The following is a 15,657-nucleotide window of genomic DNA, read 5'->3' as shown; positions in this document are numbered from 1 at the left end:
ATTATTCAAGGCCTTCTTTTAACACACAAAGAAGGTGAGCAAGACCCTGCTCACCGCTACTTCTGTGGTTCTTCCTTATAATCGCATTCCACGCATTGGACTTGTATACCTTTTTTGAGTTTTTTCTCGACGAGCATTTTTCCGCATTTCGGGCATTTTCGTTCAATTGGTTTGTCCCATGATACGAATTCACAGTCCGGATAACGGTCACAGCCGTAAAACACCCGTTTCTTTTTCGATTTTCGCTCAACAATGTTTCCTTCTCCGCAGCTCGGGCACTTCACACCGATTTGTTTCACAATCGGTTTCGTGTTCCGGCAGTCAGGGAAGTTGGAGCAAGCTAAGAATTTACCGTACCGTCCCATTTTATATACCATTGGAGAACTGCACAATTCACAATCCTCTCCAGCATACTCTGGTTCAATCTCAACTTCCTTCATTTCCGATTCGGCTTTTTTGACGCGTTTTTCAAAATCGGTGTAGAAATTATCGATAATCTTGACCCATTCGGTATTTCCTTCTTCAACATGATCAAGATCTCTCTCCATTTTAGCTGTAAACTCAACGTTAATGATCTCAGGGAAAAACTCCATGATCAAGTCAAGAACGATCTGACCTAATTCAGTCGGAACGAAACGTTTATTATCCAATGCCACGTAGCCGCGCCGCTGAATAGTATCAAGTGTCGGAGCATATGTGGATGGACGGCCGATACCGCGTTCTTCAAGGGTTTTAACAAGCCGGGCCTCAGTATATCGCGGAGGCGGCTGGGTAAAATGCTGCTCAGGTTCTATATCTTTTGATAATACCGTGTCGCCTTCTTGTAAGTCAGGCAGCATCCGGTCTTTTTCTTCCATTTGATCGTCTTTTCCTTCAACATACACCTTCATAAACCCGGAAAACTTGACTTTACTTCCATTTGCACGAAATGTCAAACCGTTGTTTGTCAGGTCGACACTCATTGTATCGAGAACAGCCGGTGCCATTTGGCTGGCAACAAAACGCTCCCAAATTAATTTATACAGTCTCATTTGGTCTCTGCCGAGGACTGCTTTTAATTCACTTGGTTTTCTAAGAACTGATGTCGGCCGAATTGCTTCGTGGGCATCCTGGGCATTTTCATTCTTTTTCGCAGGCTTCCGTTTTCCGCCTAGGAACTCTTTTCCATATGTCTGATCAATAAATGCAGCTGCTTCATCAACAGCCGTATTTGAAATACGGGTTGAATCCGTTCTCATATACGTGATCAGACCAACCGTTCCTTCTCTTCCTAAATCAATTCCTTCATATAATTGCTGTGCAATCATCATCGTTTTCTTCGCTCTGAAATTGAGCTTGCGAGCCGCTTCCTGCTGCAGGGTAGAAGTGGTAAAAGGCAAAGCAGGATTACGTTTGCGTTCCTTTTTGGTTACTTTTTCAACTGTATATTGATTCCCTTTGAGCTGAGAAAGAATCTCTTTTACATCAGCTTCACTATTTAAAGGAAGTTTTTTGCCGTTTTTCCCGAAAAAGCTCGCTTCAAAGGTTTCTTGACCTTTTAAGAACGTACCGTCAATTGTCCAATATTCCTCAGGCTTAAAGTCGTTAATCTCTTTTTCACGGTCAATAATCAAACGGAGGGCAACGGATTGCACGCGTCCTGCGCTAAGCCCTTTTTTGACTTTTTTCCATAAGATTGGACTGATTTTATATCCGACAAGCCTGTCTAAAATACGTCTCGCTTGCTGTGCATCCACTAAATCCATATTGATCATGCGGGGATGCTTAAACGATTCCTTAATAGCGTCTTTTGTAATTTCGTTAAACACCACACGGCAGTCTGAGTTGAGATCTAAATCAAGACTGTGTGCCAAATGCCATGCAATCGCTTCCCCTTCTCTGTCGGGGTCAGCTGCGAGATACACTTTTTTGGCTTTTTTCGCAGCCGTTTTCAGCTCTTTTAATACCGGGCCTTTACCTCGAATGGTAATATATTTCGGTTCAAAATTCTGTTCTATGTCAACTCCCATTTGACTTTTTGGAAGATCCCGGACATGTCCCATTGATGCTTTTACTTTATATTTTTTACCTAAGTAACGTTCAATCGTTTTCGCCTTAGCGGGCGATTCCACGATGACTAGATAATCAGACATTTTCATCCCCCTCAAGAGGTGTTCTCTCTCTTTTCAAGATATTTCAATTTTATTTTTGCAGCTGTCTTTATTTGGCTTTCAACATTTCATTCTTTATCATGAACGTCATTAATTAAATAGAAAACAATATGCAACTTTAAATCCTCACTATTATTAAATATTACAATACCGTTTGTCAAACGATAATTCAAAAGGGTTCCGTATATTGAACGTTTCTCTCAGGAAGTTCCTCGAAAATATCCTCTGCTGACCATATGGCTTTAGCCCCCTGCTGGATCAGTTTTATAGGACCTCCGGCGTAAGGGTCAAACAATGAACCGGGTACGGCAAATACCTCTCTCCCTTGTTCCAATGCTTGATAGGCAGTAATCAGCGAACCGCTTTTTTCTTTGCCCTGAACGACAATAACGCCTTCACTTAGTCCGCTGATAATACGGTTTCTCATAGGGAAATGCCATTTTTGGGGTTTAGTTTCAGGTGGGTGCTCTGACAGCAGGATATGGTGTTTAGCCATGTGATCTGCTAACTGAAGGTTTTCTCGGGGATAAATGTGTTGAAATCCGCCTGCAATGACGCCAATTGTCCGCCCCTTCGCCTTAATACTTGCAGCATGGGACATTCCGTCTATCCCAGACGCCAGTCCGCTGACAATCACCCAACCTTTACGACAGATCTCTTTTGTAAGATGATTGACAACTTGTTTCCCATAAGCTGTTGGATTTCTTGTGCCTACAATTCCAATTTTTCTCCCTTTCGAAAGAAGAGTCATATCACCTTTTGCAAACAGTACGGCAGGGGGATCATAAATGCTTTTAAGCCAGAAAGGATATTGCTTTGAAGAAATAGGGATGGTGTTAATGCCTTGCTCACGATAAGCAGCAAGTACACGCGGGAGCTTTGGATAAAATTGTTCTATTTCGTTTTTTAATGCAGCTGCTTTTATTTGATCACGAGTAACCGTTTGTAACACGGGTGATGTCAGCGACATAGACGGATCGGCTTTCCACCATTTTAATAGAAGGGATGGGGATAATAATTGATTGATTCTGCAAATCGTTAGGCAGACAGCGGCCTGATCCAATAGATTGACCTCCTTTTGTTAGAAAAAGCAGGAACAGCCTTGACGGCTGTCCCTTTTTTATTAATGCGTTTTACAAGTTTCGAACAAGTTCTTCTCTTTCAGCACCTTGATTAAGGTTTCACCCATGACAGAAGGTGTCTCTGCAACTTCGATTCCGCATGCATTAAGGGTTTTGATTTTTTCATCAGCTGTCCCTTTCCCGCCGGAAATAATGGCGCCTGCATGCCCCATGCGCTTCCCAGGAGGTGCTGTTTTACCGCCAATAAAACCGACTACCGGTTTTGTCATGTTGGCTTTTACCCACTCTGCCGCTTCCTCTTCGGCCGTACCGCCGATTTCGCCAATCATGATGACTGCGTGTGTGTCAGGATCTTCGTTAAACGCTTTTAAAACGTCAATAAAGTTTGTTCCATTTACAGGGTCGCCGCCGATTCCAACAGCTGTAGATTGCCCTACACCCGCTTCTGAGAGCTGGTGCACCGCTTCGTATGTTAATGTTCCTGAACGTGATACAACGCCTACATGACCCTTTTTATGGATGTATCCGGGCATAATGCCGATTTTACATTCTTCAGGCGTAATGACACCAGGACAGTTCGGCCCTATCAGTCTCGTTTTCTTGCCTTCCATGAAGCGTTTGACCTTCACCATATCCAAAACCGGGATATGTTCTGTGATACAAATCACGAGATCAAGCTCCGCATCTACCGCTTCCATAATCGCATCAGCTGCAAACGGTGCGGGCACATATATAACAGACGCGTTAGCGCCGGTTGTTTGAACTGCTTCAGCCACTGTATTAAATACAGGAACACCTTCCGCTTCTGTTCCGCCTTTTCCAGGTGTTACACCGCCAACGATATTTGTGCCGTATTCAAGCATCTGCTTCGTATGAAATAAAGCGGTAGAACCTGTAATCCCTTGCACAATAACTCTTGTATCTTTATTAATGAAAACACTCATTATTTGGTCCCCTGCCTTTCATTCTTTCTTAAACTAAGGATACGATTTTCTGCGCGCCGTCAGCCATTGATTCCGCAGATGTAATGTTTAATCCTGATTCACTAAGGATTTTCTTCCCTAGATCCACGTTTGTGCCTTCAAGACGGACGACAAGCGGCAATGTCAAACCAACTTGTCTAGTCGCTTCAACAACCCCTTCTGCGATGACATCACATTTCATAATGCCGCCGAAAATGTTGACAAAAATCCCTTTAACGTTTTGATCAGAAAGAATGATTTTAAATGCTTCCGTGACTTTTTCCGCGGTTGCACCGCCGCCCACATCAAGGAAGTTGGCCGGTTCTCCTCCATAATGCTTGATAATATCCATCGTAGACATTGCAAGTCCCGCGCCGTTTACCATACAGCCGATATTTCCATCAAGGGAAATGTAGCTTAGATCATATTTGGACGCTTCAATTTCTTTCGGATCTTCTTCATCCAAATCTCTGTATTCCATAATGTCCTTTTGTCGGTACAACGCATTGCTGTCAAAATTCAATTTTGCATCAAGCGCCATCACATTTCCGTCGCCAGTCACAACAAGCGGATTGATTTCGGCGATTGAGCAGTCTTTCTCAACAAACGCTTTATATAGTCCAAGCATAAATTTAGCAGCTTTTCCCACGAGCTCTTTTGGAATATTAATAGCGAATGCAATTTCTCTGGCTTGATAGCCTTGAAGGCCAACAGCTGGATCAATGACAGCTTTTTTGATTTTTTCTGGTGTTTTCTCCGCAACCTCTTCAATTTCCGTTCCGCCTTCTTCAGAAGCCATTAAAACGATTCTTGAAGTGGCGCGGTCAAGCACTAGACCGATGTAATATTCTTTTTTAATATCGCAGCCTTCTTCAATAAGTAAGCGTTTTATTACTTGGCCGTCCGGACCCGTCTGATGTGTAACTAGGGTCTTCCCTAATAGTTCTTCGGCATACGCTTTTACTTCGTCTAATGATTTTGCTATTTTTACCCCACCAGCTTTGCCTCGACCGCCAGCATGAATTTGAGCCTTTACGACATAAACCGAGCTGGATAAGCTCTTTGCACTCTCAACTGCTTCTTCTGCTGTAAAAGCCACTTTACCTTCAGGAACAGATACCCCATATTTTCTGAGGACTTCTTTTCCCTGGTACTCATGGATATTCATTTCCCATCCTCCTAACTTATGTAACAAAACTAAAATAGACTGCGCTTTCATTCTATAATAATACTGGAAGAATTGTCTACAGTTCGATGCAAAATCTTTTAATCCTTCTAAACATTCAAACTTTTACTTTATTAAAAACATAAATTTCAAAGAAGGATGGGGAATATTTTAGCTATTTTTTGTTTTTTACGCTTTCGTCCAATTTGTAAATGAATGAAAAAATCTCGGCTACCGTTTCATAAAGAGCTTCAGGAATTTGATCATCTACCGTCAAATGGCGCATTAATTCGACAAGGGTCCGATCTTCTTGAATCGGGACCCCTGCTTTTTTCGCTTCTTTTATAATGTTGTCAGCTACATGGCCCTTCCCTGTGGCAATCACTCTCGGCGCCTTGTCTTTTTGTTCGTCATAATGGAGAGCAACAGCTTTTCTGATCGGTGTCTGCTCTTTCATATTTTCACATCCACTTCCTGATCACTGATACTTGTTATATATTGATCGATTGAAGCCTTTTCTTCGGTGTGAACCCTTTTTTTAGCGTTTACCCCTGAAAGGCTGTACCCCATTTCCTTTAGCCCCTGTTTAAGCGCGGGCACCATCGGATCGATCGCAGCCTGCAGCTCGAAATCAGTCTCTATTGTAATGGTCATGACTTTTTGCTGTACCAAGCAATCAACGACGGTTTCTTTTAGTGTATCAAGCTGCAGCAAAAACAAAAGGCGGCAATGGGAAGGATCAAGCTTTCCATCCGCTTCTTTCTTTCCTTTAAACAGAACAGTCATGTCCTGAACCCCTGACTTCGAAAACATCGGAAATGACATTACAATTTGGCTGTATGATGGATGGTCCTGCTGCATGAAAAGCTGGCCATTTAATTTATGAAAAAGCTGATCGGCTTCTTGTTTGACTGGTTCGGCTACCTCATGCGATGCTCTTAAGGCAGAAAGAGCCAGCTTGATGGATTGCATTTCGCCAGATGTGACTGCGCTTCCTTGTTCAAACGCTTTAATGAACGCAACCTCGTCCCTTGCGCCGATTGCCGTTTTCACTTTGGATAAGAAAGAAAGAACATCTGCCTTATCCGCCAAATGGGGTGCTGTCTGCTGAACAGCCTTTAAAAAGACTTCGGCTTCCTGATCTGTGACTTGTGCCGCCTGTAAAACAGCTGAAGCTGCAAGTGACTTACTATCACCCGATGAAGCAGCCGCTTTAATCCAATTTGCTGCTTCTTTCACAATTTGGAGACTGTTTTTTTCAGCAGATTCCGTCAGCTTCACCAGCAGCTGGCGGGCTTCTTTAATTGGAATGTCTGCTGCTGTTTTAACAGGCTCTTCTTGTATGCTTCCCTGTTCTGCTGTGTGATTTGCAATCGGCAGGCTGGCTTTTCCGGGGGAGCCAGCTGGTGTGCTAAGCTCCCTGCTTCCAGCTGTATTCGTCGGAGAAGGTGCTTTCGTATTGTCGGTTAAAGAAATAAGCTTATCAATCAGCCGTTCTGCATGGACATCGATTTCACTATTTAAAAGCACCGTGACTGCTTCCTTTAGCTTTGACATCATTTGGCTCTGCTGAGGGTTTTGGTCGATTGCCTGTAGCAGCTGGGATACGTGCTGATGCAACGGAACAGGCGATTTCACAGCGTGAACACCATTCAAAATCTCGGAGTGAATGGGAAGATCACGCTTTAAAGCGAAGAGAACCGTTTCAACTGCTTTTTTTGTGTCTTGCGAAGGCAGCGTGTCCATCCAGCGGACAGCTGTTTTGATATCATTTTCTGTTACGGGTGTTTTGCTTTTCAGCATCGCTCCTGTCATCATGAGAGCTGCGTTTGACGTCTTCACTGAAATAGCATTTAAAAGTTTGCCAGCTGCATCCTGAATGGTTTTAGGATTTTGATCAAAGCTTTGAACGACCTGAAGACGGCCTGTTTGCTCTGCCGTTTTTTTTTCGTAGGAAAACCAATAGTATGCCTGAGGACGAAGCTGAGTTTCAAGTTTTCCCTGAACAGTTTGATTGCCGACTTGGATCAGGGCATGCTGATCTCCTAGTAAACGAAGCACTTTTCCTAAGAGGAGACGCTTCTCCCCGTTTAGCGCTTCGTTTACTTTTGATGTTTCCTGCGGGACGGCTGTACGCCCGAAAAGGTGCTGCAGCGCCTTTTGCACATCATTTCGTATGTTCATTTTAAAAAGGTGCCTCCTTGTCCATGGTGATTTATCTGAAAGATTGAACAGGAGCGAAAGTTTTGCGGTGCAATTCAGTTGGGCCGTATGCAGCGAGAGCTTCCAAATGTTCTTTTGTCCCATAGCCTTTATTTTTTTCAAAGCCGTACATGGGATACGTTTCGGCATAAGCGCTCATCATTCGGTCCCTCGTCACTTTTGCGATACACGCACCTGCCGCAATAGACACGCTTTTGGCATCGCCTTTTATAATTGACGCCTGAGCCGTGTCGAGCGGAAGTGTCATTGCGTCAACAAGCAAATAATCAGGTGTATCCGACAAATCCTGTATCGCTTTCACCATTGCCATTTTTGAAGCTTCATATATATTGATCTCATCAATCACAGTAGCTTCTACAATTCCTATCCCGACCGCCAGTGCTTCCTTCATAATAAGCTCGTAATATTCCTCGCGTTTTTTCTCTGAAAGCTTTTTGGAGTCTGTCAGCCCAAGTATTTCACATTCCTCTGGAAGGATGACTGCGCTGGCGACAACTGGTCCTGCCAATGGCCCCCGGCCGACCTCGTCAACACCTGCAATCAAGCGAAATCCTTTGTTTCTTGCCAGCCTTTCATAGGAAGTCATATTCACCCATTGTTCTTTCAGCGCTTTTTCTTTCGCTTGCTTTTTAAGCCATTGCTCTACAAGCGTTTGAACGCTTTTTCTCGGGTCGTTTTCGCATTGGGCAATAAATGGGTCTTGTGCATCCTTCACTTCCTGCAAACGGTCTTTAATGTCCTTTACGGTTAATGTATTCACTTTCTCTTCTCCCTTACTGTATGTATCGGTTCAGCCAAGAAAAAATAAAGACCCGCATTTCTGCGCGCCTTTACATCGTCGGCTGTTCAAATGACAGCCTGCCGAACTTTTCAGTGCGAATATCGCGAATGATGACTTCAGTCGTCTTATCGTAGTTGATGAGCCCACCGCTCATGAGACAGCCCCGCTTTTCACCTATTGCATCAAACAGCTCGGCAATGTCCTCTGGGATCTCATCAAGGCCATAACGCTCTTTAAGCCGTTCTGGGTAATGTTCTTCGAGAAAACGAAGACCAAACACGGCCACGTCCTGCAAATTGATAATCGAGTCTTTAATAGCCCCGGTGACTGCCAGTCTCAAACCGACAAGCTCATCCTCAAATTTAGGCCACAAAATTCCCGGTGTATCTAATAGCTCTAATTCTTTCCCAACTTTGACCCACTGTTGAGAAGTCGTAATACCAGGTCTGTCTCCCGTTTTTGCTATGTTTTTCTTTGCAAGCCGGTTGATGAGCGTTGATTTTCCGACGTTTGGAATGCCGATAATCAAAGCGCGAATCGCTCTCGGCTTCACACCTTTCGCACGCATCCGGTCAAATTTTTCTTGGAGGATCTCTTTTGATGCAGGCACAATTTGATTTAACCCTTGTCCATTTACAGAATTAATAGACAGAGAGCGGATCCCCTGGTTCTCAAAGTGCTCTTTCCACTGCTGTGTAACTGCCGCATCTGCTTTGTCAGCCTTGTTTAACAGCATAATTCGCGGCTTGTTTTTTAGAATATCTTCAATCATTGGGTTTCTTGATGACATTGGAATTCTGGCATCTACCAATTCATATACGATATCGATTAATTTTAATTTTTCGGTTACTTCCCTTCTTGCTTTTGCCATATGGCCCGGGAACCATTGAATTGTCATGTGACACGAACACCGCCTTTATCTTCAGTATGCATGATTCATTGTTGTCCTTTATGTATTTTACGATGCCTGTCCGGCATTTTCAAATTCTGTATAAAAAAAGAGCTTGTTACAGGTAACAAGCTCTTTTCGTTCGTTATCATTATCGTCTGATCTCTTTAATACGAGCCGCTTTTCCGCGAAGTTCACGCAGGTAGTAAAGTTTAGCACGGCGTACTTTACCGTAACGTACAACTTCGATTTTCGCGATTTTTGGTGTGTGTACTGGGAAAGTACGTTCAACGCCAACACCGTAAGAAATCTTACGAACTGTGAACGTTTCGCTGATTCCACCACCACGACGCTTAATCACAACACCTTCAAAGATCTGGATACGCTCACGGTTACCCTCAACAACTTTAACGTGTACACGTAAAGTGTCACCAGGACGGAACGCAGGAAGATCAGTACGAAGCTGTTCTTTTGTGATATCTTCAATTAGTTTTTGCATCGTTTTCAACTCCTTCCAACAGATGCTCTTGGCCACAAAAACCGGCACAGCGGAACATCGTTTTCAAGCTTGCAGCGGATAAGCCCGCTTAAGCCACAAGTAGTATCTTATCACAATTTCATAGCCTATGCAATAAAATCTATTCTTTTTCCCATTCAGAAATCCACTTTCTTTGCTGCTCTGTAAGCGGGTGGTCTTTCAACAGATCCGGACGTCTTAGGTAGGTCCTTCTGATCGATTCTTTATTCCGCCATTCTTCAATTTTTGCATGGTTTCCTGACAAGAGTGTTTCAGGCACTTTTAAACCTTTGTAATCTGCCGGTCTTGTATAATGCGGGTGCTCTAAAAGTCCGGTGCTGAAGGAATCCTCAATATGGGAAGCCTCTTTACCCAGTACACCCGGAAGCAGTCTGACCACACTGTCTGCGATCATCATTGCAGGGAGCTCACCGCCCGTCAGAACAAAGTCGCCAATTGATATTTCATCCGTTACCAAGTGCTCGCGAATGCGTTCATCATAGCCTTCATAGTGGCCGCAAATGAACAGCAAATGCTCTTCCTTAGCTAATTGTTCGGCTTTTTTTTGGGTAAAACGCTCACCTTGCGGGCATACGAGGATAATACGCGGAGCAGCGGCTGCCTTTGATGTCAGGTCCTCGACCGCGTCAAAAACAGGCTGGGGCTTGAGAACCATGCCTGCCCCGCCGCCATAAGGATAATCATCAACAGTATTGTGCTTGTTATCAGAGTACTCTCGGAAATTTACGACTTGAAACTGCACCGCATCTTTTTCCTGGGCTTTTTGAAGAATCGATGAGCCGAGCACGCCTTCAAACATTTCGGGAAACAGCGTCAAAAAATCGATTTTCATTCGTCTATTAACCCTTCCATGAGTTCAATCTCAATTTTCTTTTCCCTGACATCGATATGTTTAACCACTGATTCAATGTAAGGAATGAGTGCGTCTTTTTTTCCTTTTCGTCCGATGACCCAAACGTCATTGGCTCCAGGCGTCAAAATTTCTTTGACCTTTCCGATGAGTTCGCCTTCTTCAGTAAATACTTCACACCCAATAATTTCGTGGAAATAAAATTCACCCTCATTCAGCTCTCCTAATTCTTCTTCAGGAACTTTAATGATTGCGTTTTTCAGCTCTTCTACTTCATTTAGGTTTTGTCTTTCTTTAAACTGCAGGAGATGAAATTGCTTATGCAGTCTATGTGTGTTTACCGTTACCTCCACTGGTTCGTTACGGCCGTCCATAAACAAATACAGCGTGTTTCCCGGCTTGTATCGTTCTTCGGCAAAATCTGTTTTTGAAATCACCCGCACTTCGCCTTTGATTCCGTGGGTATTTACGATTTTGCCTACATTAAACCATCGCTTTGTCATATGATCACCTCTGGCGAATTTCAATTACTTTTCCGTCTTTTATGACGATGGTGTTCGCTGCTGTTTTCTCATGCCAGTCATCCCCGGCTTCAATCGTCAGCAGCGCATCGACTTCCTTTTCTTTCAACTCACTGCCAAGCGGCAATGTATGTACTTGAGCAATTTGAAAATCAATGATTTTTATATCATCTTTTCGCTTTTCTATTGCCTTTTTAAATTGTTCAATCATATTAGGGTTTTGCTGTTCTTTCTCATGTTTTCTAAGCTGAAAATAGAGCTGGCTGCATTCTCGTTCAAGCATTTGTTTCTTCTCAGCAAAAGAAGCTAAAAGCTTTTCTTTACTGCGCTCGGTTAAGACTTGCATAACGGCTACACGGTGAATAATTTGCATCGCACCAAGCTCCCCGCTTTTAAAACTTTTACTCGTCCAGGCTTTTCTATTTTGCCTAAGCTTCTATCAGTTTACCCTTTTTTTGCGTGTAAAAAAAGGGGAGGTGCCGGCCCTCTCCCTTTTAGTCAAATATTTCAAATTGAACTTTCTTAGAAGACTGTACGCCAGCTGCAAATACAGCTGTTCGAATCGCTTTTGCAGTCCGGCCTTGCTTTCCGATAACTTTACCGGTATCTGACTTATGGACAGATAAGCGCAGCGCAATCTTTTGATCGGTTTCTTCTCTTATGACGCGAATGTCATCTGGATGATCAACAAGCGGCGTCACAATGTGGACAATCAAATCTTCCAAGTGTTGATCAGTCATTACTTGCCTTGTTTAGCGTTGTGGAATTTTTCCATGATTCCTTGGCTAGAGAACAAGTTGCGAACTGTATCAGATGGTTTCGCTCCAGTTTGAAGCCATTTAAGAGCAAGCTCTTCGTCAATTTTTACTTCCGCTGGTTTTGCAACCGGGTTGTAAGTTCCGACTGTTTCGATGAAACGGCCGTCACGTGGTGAACGAGAATCTGCTACAACAATACGATAGAAAGGAGATTTTTTTGCTCCCATACGTTTTAAACGAATTTTTACTGCCATTTTACTAGCACCTCCGAAAATATTTCAACAAGATAGTATATTAACAATGATAAAAGTGTTTGTAAAGTGTTTTTTCTTAACAACGGTTTTATCATGTATAACCGATTACATAAAAGGTAGCTTAAACCCTTTTTTCTTGCCTTTTGACATGTTTGTCATCTGCTTCATCATTTTTTTCATTTCATCAAACTGCTTAAGCAGACGGTTGACTTCCTGTACGGATGTCCCGCTTCCTTTTGCAATCCGCTTCCGCCGGCTGGCATTGATAATATCCGGCTGTTCTTTTTCAAGAACAGTCATTGATTTGATGATTGCTTCCACATGATTCAGCTGTTTTTCATCAACTTGGATGTTTTTCAGGCCCTTCATTTTACCTGCACCCGGCATCATTTGCAGAAGCTCATCAAGCGGCCCCATGTTTCTGACTTGCCCGAGCTGCTCCAGAAAATCGTCCAATGTGAAGCTCATCGTTCTCATTTTTTGTTCCAGCTCTTTGGCTTTGTCTTCATCAACGCTGGCCTGTGCTTTTTCAATCAATGTCAGCACGTCGCCCATGCCGAGAATCCTTGATGCCATGCGTTCAGGATGGAACGGCTCTAACGCATCAAGCTTTTCGCCCAAACCTGCAAACTTAATTGGCGTGTTTGTGACAGCGCGAATAGAAAGCGCAGCCCCGCCGCGTGTGTCTCCATCCAGCTTAGTCAACACAACACCGGTTAAACCGAGCTGTTCATTAAAGCTTTTGGCAACATTCACAGCGTCCTGACCGGTCATTGAATCGACAACCAGGAAAATTTCTTCCGGATTCGCGATTTCTTTGACGTTGGTCAGTTCATCCATCAGTTCATGGTCGATATGCAAGCGCCCTGCCGTATCCAAAATGACGTAGTCATAATGTTCTTCCTTGGCTTTCTCAATAGCCTGTTTAGCTATTTCTACAGGACTGACCTGATCGCCAAGAGAGAAAACAGGCATATCAAGCTGTTTGCCGAGTGTTTCCAGCTGCTTAATTGCGGCTGGGCGGTAAATATCGGCAGCAACCAGCATCGGTTTGCGATTATGCTTTTTGCGCAGCAGATTCGCAAGCTTACCGCTTGTTGTCGTTTTACCGGCACCTTGGAGACCGACCATCATAATAACAGTCGGCGGCCTTTTTGCGACGGCGATTTTGCTCTCTTCGCCGCCCATCAGCTCAGTCAGTTCCTCTTGAACAACTTTAATGACCTGCTGGCCGGGCGTCAGACTTTTCATGACGTCTTGGCCTACAGCGCGTTCACTTACTTTTTTGACAAAATCCTTGACTACTTTAAAGTTAACGTCAGCCTCAAGCAGCGCAAGACGGACCTCACGCATCATCTCTTTTACATCTTGTTCGCTGACTTTCCCTTTTCCGCGGATTTTAGAAATCGTCTGCTGCAGTCGGTCGGCTAATCCTTCAAATGCCATAGTTTGCCGCCTCCTAATCTAATTTCTCAAGCGCTTCAATCAGAGCTGTAATTTCTTCCTCTTCTTTTGAACCGGAAGCAAGCTCCTTCAGCTTATTAAACATCTCTTTACGCTCCTGAAACTTTTTCAAAAGGAGCAGCTTTTCTTCATATTGTTCAAGCATTGCTTCTGTTCGTTTGATGTTATCATAAACAGCTTGTCTTGAAACCTCATATTCTTCGGCTATTTCGCCTAGGGAGAAATCGTCCAAATAATAAAGCGACATATAGCTCTTCTGTTTTGACGTCAACAACGACTGATAAAAATCAAACAGATAATTCATTCTCGTTGTCTTTTCGAGTGACATTTGAGCTCTCCCCTTTGTTAAGTCAAATCCCTTTACGATAACTTAGTTTACACGGTTTTAATGACACTGTCAAGTTTTTATCTTGTCAAAGCGGCGATTAACTTTTCCAAAATACGCTAAATATCATCCAATTTATTCCGATATTGTATATGAACCCTATTTTAAGGAGGATTTTTATGAAAAAAATCGGTTTATTGTTTATGTTATGTCTGGCAGCCCTGTTTACAATAGGTTTCCCGGCACAGCAAGCAGACGCTGCTGAGGCACCTTATAAGGCCTCAATCACAAATATCAGCACAGATGGAGGGGTATACGGTAAAATCAATTACGGACAAGGTCAATATTGGCGAGTCAAGTACAATATTACAGTAAGCGGCAAATTACTCGACCAAAACGGACAGCCAGTGCCAAACGCGCCCGTAAGATTTGAAGCGGACACGAAGGTCGGAAACACAACACAAACTGCTTCAGGAACGACTGATGCAAACGGAACATTTGAGGTTCCAATGTATTTGGGGCCAGCTGCTGGTTACTATACGTATTACACATCTGTTTCCGTTCATTACTATGACATCATCCCATTCAGAGTTTTTTCTGGTGAGTCAAGACTGGTATCCACTGATAACAGCCTTTATCATTTCGCCTATCAAGTAAGAAGATAAAAAAGAAAAAGGCCCCAAGATGTTGGGGCCTTTTTCTTAATCGTCGGCTTTTTCCACTAAATCTGAAAAGAGTCCGTACACATAGGATTCTGGATCAAATTCCTGAAGGTCATCAACTTTTTCTCCTAAACCGACTAGTTTAACCGGGATGTGAAGCTCGTTGCGAATCGCAAGGACGATACCGCCTTTTGCCGTACCGTCAAGCTTCGTTAAAGCAATGCCGGTAACATTTGTTGCTTTAGAGAATTCTTTTGCCTGAGCCATTGCATTTTGGCCGGTCGTGGCATCAAGGGCAAGCAGCACCTCATGCGGAGCTTCAGGAACTTCTCTTTCGATAACACGTTTTACTTTTTCAAGCTCTTTCATGAGATTTACTTTGTTTTGGAGACGCCCTGCCGTATCACAAATTAATACATCGGCATTTCTTGCTTTCGCAGCATGAACAGCATCGTAGATGACAGCCGCCGGATCGCTTCCTGCCGTCTGCTTAATGACAGGCACTCCTGTACGCTCTCCCCATACTTCCAGCTGTTCAATGGCTCCCGCTCTAAAAGTGTCTCCGGCGGCAAGTACAACAGATTTTCCTTCTTGTTTCATTTTATGAGCAAGCTTTCCGATCGTTGTTGTTTTCCCGACGCCGTTTACACCTACCAGAAGGATTACGTTTAAACGCCCATCCTGGATGTTCAGTTCTGAAATTTGCTCATCTCCGCTGTTATAAATCTCGACCAGTTTCTCAGAAATCACTGACTGGACTTCCTTTGGATCTTGAATATTTCTGCGTTTGACTTCTTTTTTCAGCTCATCTATTAATTCCATAACGGTTGTAAAACCGACATCCGCGCTGATAAGAACCTCTTCAAGCTCTTCGAAGAAATCCTCATCCACTTTACGGTAACGGGATACAAGATCATTCACTTTGTTTTGAAAGGAGTTTCTTGTTTTTTCAAGGCCATCCTTAAACTTTTCAGATACGGAATCTGTCTGTTTTGTGATTTTCTCTTTTAATTTTTTAAAAAAGCTCATCTTT

General features: G+C 43.4%; 18 protein-coding genes and 1 other RNA gene. 1 reads left to right on the top strand and 18 read right to left on the bottom strand.

The annotated features are described in order from the left end of the window. Nucleotides 1–56: 56 nt before the first annotated feature. The 17 genes from topA to ylxM all read right to left on the bottom strand — a co-directional run bounded on the left by topA (nucleotide 57) and on the right by ylxM (nucleotide 13,965). Nucleotides 57–2,132 carry a DNA topoisomerase I gene (gene topA / locus BSU_16120; protein NP_389494.1) on the bottom strand — a complete coding sequence of 692 codons (2,076 nt, stop codon included), beginning with the start codon at nucleotides 2,130–2,132 and terminating at the stop codon, nucleotides 57–59. A 187-nt stretch (nucleotides 2,133–2,319) separates the two neighbouring features. After that, the gene (gene dprA, locus BSU_16110; protein ID NP_389493.1) at nucleotides 2,320–3,213 is read right to left on the bottom strand and encodes a DNA processing Smf single strand binding protein; all 894 of its coding nucleotides are present in this window, start codon (nucleotides 3,211–3,213) and stop codon (nucleotides 2,320–2,322) included. Between the two features lie 60 nt (nucleotides 3,214–3,273). Next, a complete protein-coding gene (gene sucD, locus BSU_16100; RefSeq protein ID NP_389492.1) occupies nucleotides 3,274–4,176 on the bottom strand; it encodes a succinyl-CoA synthetase (alpha subunit) in 903 nt (300 codons plus the stop codon). A 28-nt stretch (nucleotides 4,177–4,204) separates the two neighbouring features. After that, on the bottom strand, nucleotides 4,205–5,362 hold the full coding sequence (gene sucC / locus BSU_16090) for a succinyl-CoA synthetase (beta subunit) (RefSeq protein ID NP_389491.1): 1,158 nt from the start codon (nucleotides 5,360–5,362) through the stop codon (nucleotides 4,205–4,207). Between the two features lie 172 nt (nucleotides 5,363–5,534). Continuing rightward, complete coding sequence (gene ylqH / locus BSU_16080) at nucleotides 5,535–5,816, bottom strand: putative flagellar biosynthesis protein (RefSeq protein ID NP_389490.1); 282 nt, start codon at nucleotides 5,814–5,816, stop codon at nucleotides 5,535–5,537. Continuing rightward, complete coding sequence (gene ylqG, locus BSU_16070; protein NP_389489.1) at nucleotides 5,813–7,543, bottom strand: putative glycosyltransferase; 1,731 nt, start codon at nucleotides 7,541–7,543, stop codon at nucleotides 5,813–5,815. Before ylqG ends, ylqH begins: the two co-directional genes overlap by 4 nt. A 31-nt stretch (nucleotides 7,544–7,574) precedes the next feature. Further along, nucleotides 7,575–8,342 (bottom strand): ribonuclease HII, encoded by a 768-nt coding sequence (gene rnhB, locus BSU_16060; RefSeq protein ID NP_389488.1) that lies wholly within the window; start codon nucleotides 8,340–8,342, stop codon nucleotides 7,575–7,577. Nucleotides 8,343–8,412: 70 nt separating this feature from the next. Next, nucleotides 8,413–9,261, bottom strand: coding sequence for a ribosome biogenesis GTPase A (rbgA, locus tag BSU_16050; protein ID NP_389487.1), 849 nt, complete (start codon nucleotides 9,259–9,261; stop codon nucleotides 8,413–8,415). A 142-nt stretch (nucleotides 9,262–9,403) separates the two neighbouring features. Beyond that, a complete protein-coding gene (rplS, locus tag BSU_16040) occupies nucleotides 9,404–9,751 on the bottom strand; it encodes a ribosomal protein L19 (RefSeq protein NP_389486.2) in 348 nt (115 codons plus the stop codon). Between the two features lie 19 nt (nucleotides 9,752–9,770). After that, an RNA gene (locus BSU_misc_RNA_30) (L19_leader) lies at nucleotides 9,771–9,812 on the bottom strand. Nucleotides 9,813–9,890: 78 nt separating this feature from the next. Further along, nucleotides 9,891–10,622, bottom strand: a complete 732-nt coding sequence (trmD, locus tag BSU_16030; protein NP_389485.1) for a tRNA(m1G37)methyltransferase — start codon at nucleotides 10,620–10,622, stop codon at nucleotides 9,891–9,893. Next, nucleotides 10,619–11,143: a 16S rRNA processing protein gene (gene rimM / locus BSU_16020; RefSeq protein ID NP_389484.1), complete on the bottom strand. Its 525-nt coding sequence runs from the start codon at nucleotides 11,141–11,143 to the stop codon at nucleotides 10,619–10,621. Before rimM ends, trmD begins: the two co-directional genes overlap by 4 nt. 4 nt (nucleotides 11,144–11,147) lie before the next feature. Beyond that, on the bottom strand, nucleotides 11,148–11,534 hold the full coding sequence (gene ylqD, locus BSU_16010; RefSeq protein ID NP_389483.1) for a hypothetical protein: 387 nt from the start codon (nucleotides 11,532–11,534) through the stop codon (nucleotides 11,148–11,150). Nucleotides 11,535–11,655: 121 nt separating this feature from the next. After that, nucleotides 11,656–11,901, bottom strand: a complete 246-nt coding sequence (gene ylqC / locus BSU_16000) for a putative RNA binding protein (protein NP_389482.1) — start codon at nucleotides 11,899–11,901, stop codon at nucleotides 11,656–11,658. Beyond that, entirely contained in the window at nucleotides 11,901–12,173 is a 273-nt protein-coding gene (gene rpsP, locus BSU_15990; protein ID NP_389481.1) for a ribosomal protein S16 (BS17), read from the bottom strand. The genes ylqC and rpsP overlap by 1 nt, the downstream gene beginning before the upstream one ends. A gap of 105 nt (nucleotides 12,174–12,278) precedes the next feature. Further along, complete coding sequence (ffh, locus tag BSU_15980) at nucleotides 12,279–13,619, bottom strand: signal recognition particle-like (SRP) GTPase (protein ID NP_389480.1); 1,341 nt, start codon at nucleotides 13,617–13,619, stop codon at nucleotides 12,279–12,281. A 13-nt stretch (nucleotides 13,620–13,632) separates the two neighbouring features. Further along, complete coding sequence (ylxM, locus tag BSU_15970) at nucleotides 13,633–13,965, bottom strand: component of the signal recognition particle (SRP) protein-targeting pathway (RefSeq protein NP_389479.1); 333 nt, start codon at nucleotides 13,963–13,965, stop codon at nucleotides 13,633–13,635. A 176-nt stretch (nucleotides 13,966–14,141) separates the two neighbouring features. Between ylxM and ylqB the strand changes: the two genes are divergently transcribed. Beyond that, the gene (gene ylqB, locus BSU_15960) at nucleotides 14,142–14,627 is read left to right on the top strand and encodes a conserved exported protein of unknown function (protein NP_389478.1); all 486 of its coding nucleotides are present in this window, start codon (nucleotides 14,142–14,144) and stop codon (nucleotides 14,625–14,627) included. 36 nt (nucleotides 14,628–14,663) lie between these two features. On the opposite strand, the gene ftsY is transcribed toward ylqB, so the two are convergent. Then, nucleotides 14,664–15,653 (bottom strand): signal recognition particle (docking protein), encoded by a 990-nt coding sequence (gene ftsY / locus BSU_15950; RefSeq protein NP_389477.1) that lies wholly within the window; start codon nucleotides 15,651–15,653, stop codon nucleotides 14,664–14,666. Nucleotides 15,654–15,657 lie beyond the last annotated feature (4 nt).

The sequence above is a fragment of the Bacillus subtilis subsp. subtilis str. 168 genome (genome assembly GCF_000009045.1).
Taxonomy (GTDB): domain Bacteria; phylum Bacillota; class Bacilli; order Bacillales; family Bacillaceae; genus Bacillus; species Bacillus subtilis.
This window is presented reverse-complemented; position numbering and strand designations above follow the sequence as displayed.

Coding starts and splice junctions, on each gene's coding strand:
- topA (NP_389494.1), bottom strand. CDS start 2,132: ATGTCTGATTATCTAGTCATCGTGGAATCGCCCGCTAAGGCGAAAACG.
- sucD (NP_389492.1), bottom strand. CDS start 4,176: ATGAGTGTTTTCATTAATAAAGATACAAGAGTTATTGTGCAAGGGATT.
- sucC (NP_389491.1), bottom strand. CDS start 5,362: ATGAATATCCATGAGTACCAGGGAAAAGAAGTCCTCAGAAAATATGGG.
- ylqH (NP_389490.1), bottom strand. CDS start 5,816: ATGAAAGAGCAGACACCGATCAGAAAAGCTGTTGCTCTCCATTATGAC.
- ylqG (NP_389489.1), bottom strand. CDS start 7,543: ATGAACATACGAAATGATGTGCAAAAGGCGCTGCAGCACCTTTTCGGG.
- rbgA (NP_389487.1), bottom strand. CDS start 9,261: ATGACAATTCAATGGTTCCCGGGCCATATGGCAAAAGCAAGAAGGGAA.
- rplS (NP_389486.2), bottom strand. CDS start 9,751: ATGCAAAAACTAATTGAAGATATCACAAAAGAACAGCTTCGTACTGAT.
- trmD (NP_389485.1), bottom strand. CDS start 10,622: ATGAAAATCGATTTTTTGACGCTGTTTCCCGAAATGTTTGAAGGCGTG.
- rimM (NP_389484.1), bottom strand. CDS start 11,143: ATGACAAAGCGATGGTTTAATGTAGGCAAAATCGTAAATACCCACGGA.
- ylqD (NP_389483.1), bottom strand. CDS start 11,534: ATGCAAATTATTCACCGTGTAGCCGTTATGCAAGTCTTAACCGAGCGC.
- ylqC (NP_389482.1), bottom strand. CDS start 11,901: ATGACTGATCAACACTTGGAAGATTTGATTGTCCACATTGTGACGCCG.
- rpsP (NP_389481.1), bottom strand. CDS start 12,173: ATGGCAGTAAAAATTCGTTTAAAACGTATGGGAGCAAAAAAATCTCCT.
- ffh (NP_389480.1), bottom strand. CDS start 13,619: ATGGCATTTGAAGGATTAGCCGACCGACTGCAGCAGACGATTTCTAAA.
- ylxM (NP_389479.1), bottom strand. CDS start 13,965: ATGTCACTCGAAAAGACAACGAGAATGAATTATCTGTTTGATTTTTAT.
- ylqB (NP_389478.1), top strand. CDS start 14,142: ATGAAAAAAATCGGTTTATTGTTTATGTTATGTCTGGCAGCCCTGTTT.
- ftsY (NP_389477.1), bottom strand. CDS start 15,653: ATGAGCTTTTTTAAAAAATTAAAAGAGAAAATCACAAAACAGACAGAT.